Raw genomic sequence first — 4,644 nt, forward strand, 5'->3', positions numbered from 1 at the left:
CCTCAACACCCCTGACCCGAAGACCTACTACTTCGGCGGGGCAACCGGGTACACCGACTACCCCGCGCTCTGACGCCCCACACTCTGACACCCGGCACGCTGACACCCCGGCACTCTGACGAGCAACCGTCGCCGCGCAGCCACGAGAATCTGCCGCGAAGTGACGTGCGTGCACTGGTGGAAGGCATCGATGAGCTGGACCGCCCGCACCTCATGGTCCTCCAGCCCGGGGACGGACGGCACCCACCAGGTCTTCTCACCGCGCACGGTGCGGGACAAGCACTGGACGGCGGCGGTCGCGGCGTCCACCGAACGGAGCCCGTGGGACAAGGGGGGCAGGTCAGGCGGCGCGGGGGACACGCGCAGCGAACGAGGCGAAACGCCCCTACCTGCAGGTCACGATCGGCGAGGGATCGTACTTCGTCGTCGTGGTCTTACGCGACAGCTCGCGTCCGGAGAGATCACGCACCACCCGGGTGTCCGAGGTCGTGAACCCGCGTGATCCCGAGGACGGCGAACACGTGTCCCCCTCCAACTCGATGCGCTCGGGATCGGTGTAGTTCGTCTTCGCTCCCGGGATGGACTCCACGTCCACGTGCCGGACACCGCGCAACCGGACCGTCACCGAGGAACTGTCCGCCGAGGTCTGGATGAGCACCGGTGTGTCGAAGGTGTTCTTGAACTGCAGGTCGATCGCACCCTCGAACACCGTCGCCTCGCGTCCTGCCGGGTACCGGCTGATGTAGTAGGAGTGCGCGGTGTGCGCCACGTCCTCCATCCCGGCGAAGTACGACGCGTTGTACAGCGTCGTGGCGAACTGGCTGATGCCACCGCCGACAGCCCGGTCGGCGTGACCGTTCTCGATGATCCCGGCCTCGACATAGCCCTGGGCCGTGCCACGCGGACCGGTGTACCCGTTGAGGCTGAAAGTCTCGCCCGGCAGCACGATCGCACCGTTGACCTGCTCGGCGACCCGACGGATGTTCACACCCGAGTCCCCGGCGAAACCGTTGGTGGTGAACTCGCCCATGACATCGTCGAAGGTCGCCGCCTGCGCCATCTCGGTGGTGTACGTCGCCCTACGGTCGTTGTAGGTCACCTCGTGACGCCGTTCACGCGTGTCCAGGAGCTTACGGTCGAGGCCGTCGAGGGTCTTGTCCCAGTCGATCTCGACCCCGTCCTGGGACGGGATGACGGTGAGGTCGGAACCGTTGACCCGGAAGGTCGCGTTGCGGAACTCCACCTCGGTCCGCCCCAGTTGCCCGCTGAGGATCTCCCTGGCAGCCCCGGTGTTCCAGTCGGTGCGCAGGCTGCCGCCGTCCGGGACGAAGGTGACGACGCGTCCCATGTCCACGGGGCGCAGCAGCCCGTCGACGTTGTCCCGTCCGGTGAAGACGACGTCACCGGAGGTCACCTTGTCGACCACCTCGCGGGCGACCTTGTCCGCCTCCGCCCGGTCGACGGCGGCGGTAGTCACGTCCGCGTCCACGTTCACGCGGTGGTCCGTGTTGAGCCAGTTGCCGCGGATGGCGTTGTCCACGTCGTCCCGCTCCACGCTCTGCCCGTCGACATCGTCGGTGATGTCCGCCCTGCCCTGGTCATTGATGGCGAGGGTGGCGTCCGCGGGGTCCCGGCTGAGGTCGCCGACAACGCGGCCGACGGTACCGTTGAGGAGGTTCTCGTTGAAGTGGCTCACGGTGCCGACCTCGCGGGTCCGCCAGAAGCTGAGCAGCCGGGTGATCGGGTTCTTCGGCTGTTCACCGGCCTGCGCGACGGTGGCGTCCCAGTCGACGGTGAGGCCGGAGGGCACCGGATCGACGGTGGTCTCCAGGCCACCGGCGGTGACGGTCACCGGGGTCTTCACCTGGTCGGCGAGCTGGTTGCGGAGCCGGATCTCCGCCTGCTCCGCGGACATCGAACCGATGTCCACACCACCGACCGTCACACCGCGCGGTACGGTGCCTTCGGACATCACCAGGTCAGTGGCGTAGAGGACGCCGCCGAGGCCGAGGATGCCGAGCAGTGTCCACAGCCACCAGAAGCGCCGGAACGGGGACCTCCCGGCGCGTCGGAGGGCGTGGCTGTGGTGTGTTCTGCTGGTCACGAACCATACCTTAACCGTTGGCGGGCTCCGGCACGCCCGTTGCCGCCGTCGAAGTGCAGATCCGGTCCGCCGCCGCGGTCACCACACCGATGTCGAGTGACCCGTCGGCGACTGCCGCAACGACTGCGTCGAGGACGCCGGACACCGCGGCGGCGTCCATACCGGAGGACACGAGCGGCGCGTCGGCACCGGCGCGCAGGGCCGTGGTCACGGCGTCCCCGGGACTGTAGTGGTCGGTGACCGCCTGCATGCCGGTGAGGTCGTCGGTGAAGATGACGCCGGTGAACCCCGGAGCACCGTTGACCCCGGTGCGCAGCAGCCCGTAGGACGCCGGGTTGAGCGAGGAGGGGGTGTCCGCACCGGTCGTTTCCCCGGTGTCGAGGCCGGGGACCTGCATGTGGCCGACCATCACCGCCACCCCGGGGATCTGCGACAGGTCGGCGAAGGGCTGCAGGTCCGCACCCATCCGGTCGATCGGCGGGGTGGTGACGGTGCCGAGGTGGGAGTCGCCGGTGGCGTGTCCGTGTCCCGGGAAGTGCTTGACCACCGGGGTGACGCCGCCGGCGAGCAGTCCGTCGATGACGGCCCGCCCGTAGTCGGTGACGACGGTGGGGTCGGCGGAGAAGGCGCGGTCGCCGATGGCGTTGTCGCCGACGGACCGTCCCCCGTCGAGGTCGGTGTCCGGGGCGAAGTCCATGGTGACGCCGAGGTCGCGGAGTTTGTGGGCGTGGTCGGTGAACAGGTCGGTGACCTCGGTGGGGGTCATGGTCGCGGCCATCTCCCGGGCCGACGGGAGGGTGCCGGTGAGGTCGGCGAGTCGCTGGACCTGGCCGCCCTCCTCGTCGACGGAGACGGTGAGGGTTCCGCCGGCACGCTCCTGCAGGGCGGCCAGTGAGCGGGCGGGGTCCCCCTGACCGTTGAGGATCGTCCGGTCGGTGCCCGATCCGATGAAGAGGTGGCGGACGCCGGCGTCGACGGCGGTGGCGGCGTCGTCGAAGCCGGAGACGCCGACGGCGAGGGTCGACGCGACGGTCCGTCGCACCGCACCCGGGTCGTCCGGGGTGGTGGTCGTTGCGGGGGTGGTCCGGTCGCAGGGGGCGTCGGTGGCGGGCGAGGTGACGGGCGAGGTGACGGGCGAGGTGACGGGCGAGGTGACGGGCACTGTGGCGGAGGGCCCGGTGGCGTCGGAGGACGCCGTGGGTTCCGGGGAACACCCCGCCAACGCGGGGCCGGACAGGGCGCCGAGCACCGCCATGAGTGCGACGGCTGTGGTGGTGCGGGGGGCGGTGCGGGGGGCGGTGCGGGGGGCGGTGCGGGGGGCGGTGCGGGTGGTGGTGCGGGTGCTCATCCTCCCGACGGTACGTGGTGCGACTACGCTCGTGGGCATGAGCAGTGACAAGAACGCACCCACCGATTCTGTCCTCATCGCCTTCGACGGCTCTGACCAGGCGAAGGCTGCCGTCCGTTATGCGGCGCGCCTGCTGTCGACGCACAAGGCCTACATCATCACCGCCTGGGAGCCGATCCACCGCCAGGCGGCGCGGGCGGCCGGTGTGGGTGGGCTGGCGACGGGTGGCCAGGGGGTCAACGAGGATCCCGCGGACTACTCCTCTGATCCGGCGTACATCGACGCCACGGAGATCAGCCATGCCGGTGTCGCCCTCGCCGCCGAACTTGGTTTCGACACGGAACCATACCTGGTAGAGTCCTCCGCAGCCGTGTGGAGCGCCATTGTCGAGGCGTCCCGGGAGCTGGATGTCGACCTCATCGTCGCCGGCACCCGGGCGTTGAGCGGATGGCAGTCCCTCCTGCATTCCAGTGTGGCGGACAACATCGTCAAGCACGCCGGGTGCCCGGTGCTCGTCGTCCCCCCGCTCGACGAGCCGCTCCAGTAGAAGACAGCCGGTAGAAGACAGCCGGTAGAAGACCAGAGGACAGGACACATGCCCTTCGAGACCGACCCCACGCCTCGCCGCAGTTTCGGCCCCGCGGTCGCCTCCGCCGTCGTCGGCGTCGTCCTCGGCGGCCTGGTCGCAGTCGGTGTCGGCCTGGTAGCCGACGGCTCCGACCTGCCGTCGAACAACGTCGACGCGAACAACGCCGTCCTGGGTTCCGTCCAGTACGGCGAACGGCGCTGACCGTCCGGCCGACCCCCACGCTCACCAGGCGCGGATGGATCCTCTCCACCTGCGCCTGGCTCGTGCTGTGCCTGGCGCAGGCACCACTGCTCACCGTCGCGGACACCAAACACGATCTCGTCGCCGACCCGTGGGGTTTCCTCCGCCAGGCACTGTCACCGTGGACGGACATCTTCCCCCTGGGACAGCTGCAGAACCAGGCCTACGGCTACCTGTTCCCGCAGGGGGCCTTCTTCGCGCTGTTCGACCTGATCCCCGACGCGATCTGGGCGGATTGGCTGACGCAGCGGCTGTGGTGGTGCCTGCTGCTGTGCCTGGCGTTCACGGGATTCGTGCGGGTGGCGGAGGTCGCCGGCGTCGGTTCGCGGCAGTCCCGCATTCTGGCGGCCCTGCTCTACGCGC

Annotated in this window: 5 protein-coding genes; 3 read left to right on the plus strand and 2 right to left on the minus strand. The window is 69.7% G+C overall.

All coding sequences use genetic code 11. The features are described from left to right. Nucleotides 1-385: 385 nt before the first annotated feature. Nucleotides 386-1,972: a VanW family protein gene (locus QZV72_RS12290; protein WP_297008881.1), complete on the minus strand. Its 1,587-nt coding sequence runs from the start codon at nt 1,970-1,972 to the stop codon at nt 386-388. Nucleotides 1,973-2,114: 142 nt separating this feature from the next. Further along, nucleotides 2,115-3,452, minus strand: coding sequence for a glycoside hydrolase family 3 N-terminal domain-containing protein (locus QZV72_RS12295; protein WP_297008877.1), 1,338 nt, complete (start codon nt 3,450-3,452; stop codon nt 2,115-2,117). Nucleotides 3,453-3,489: 37 nt separating this feature from the next. Between QZV72_RS12295 and QZV72_RS12300 the strand changes: the two genes are divergently transcribed. From QZV72_RS12300 to QZV72_RS12310, 3 genes are all read left to right on the plus strand, one after another. Further along, nucleotides 3,490-3,999, plus strand: coding sequence for a universal stress protein (locus QZV72_RS12300; protein ID WP_297008878.1), 510 nt, complete (start codon nt 3,490-3,492; stop codon nt 3,997-3,999). Nucleotides 4,000-4,047: 48 nt separating this feature from the next. Then, complete coding sequence (locus QZV72_RS12305) at nt 4,048-4,242, plus strand: DUF2613 family protein (protein ID WP_297008879.1); 195 nt, start codon at nt 4,048-4,050, stop codon at nt 4,240-4,242. A 62-nt stretch (nt 4,243-4,304) separates the two neighbouring features. After that, nucleotides 4,305-4,644, plus strand: a 340-nt coding sequence (locus tag QZV72_RS12310; protein WP_297008880.1) for an alpha-(1->3)-arabinofuranosyltransferase family protein, incomplete at its 3' end; no start/stop codon positions are given.

Origin of the sequence: uncultured Corynebacterium sp., from assembly GCF_902782855.1 — a bacterium.
In the GTDB taxonomy this organism is placed as follows: Bacteria; Actinomycetota; Actinomycetes; order Mycobacteriales; family Mycobacteriaceae; genus Corynebacterium.

Excerpts from the sequence above, each read along its gene's own strand:
- QZV72_RS12290 (WP_297008881.1), bottom strand. The coding sequence starts at position 1,972 with ATGTCCGAAGGCACCGTACCGCGCGGTGTGACGGTCGGTGGTGTGGAC.
- QZV72_RS12295 (WP_297008877.1), bottom strand. The coding sequence starts at position 3,452 with ATGAGCACCCGCACCACCACCCGCACCGCCCCCCGCACCGCCCCCCGC.
- QZV72_RS12300 (WP_297008878.1), top strand. The coding sequence starts at position 3,490 with ATGAGCAGTGACAAGAACGCACCCACCGATTCTGTCCTCATCGCCTTC.
- QZV72_RS12305 (WP_297008879.1), top strand. The coding sequence starts at position 4,048 with ATGCCCTTCGAGACCGACCCCACGCCTCGCCGCAGTTTCGGCCCCGCG.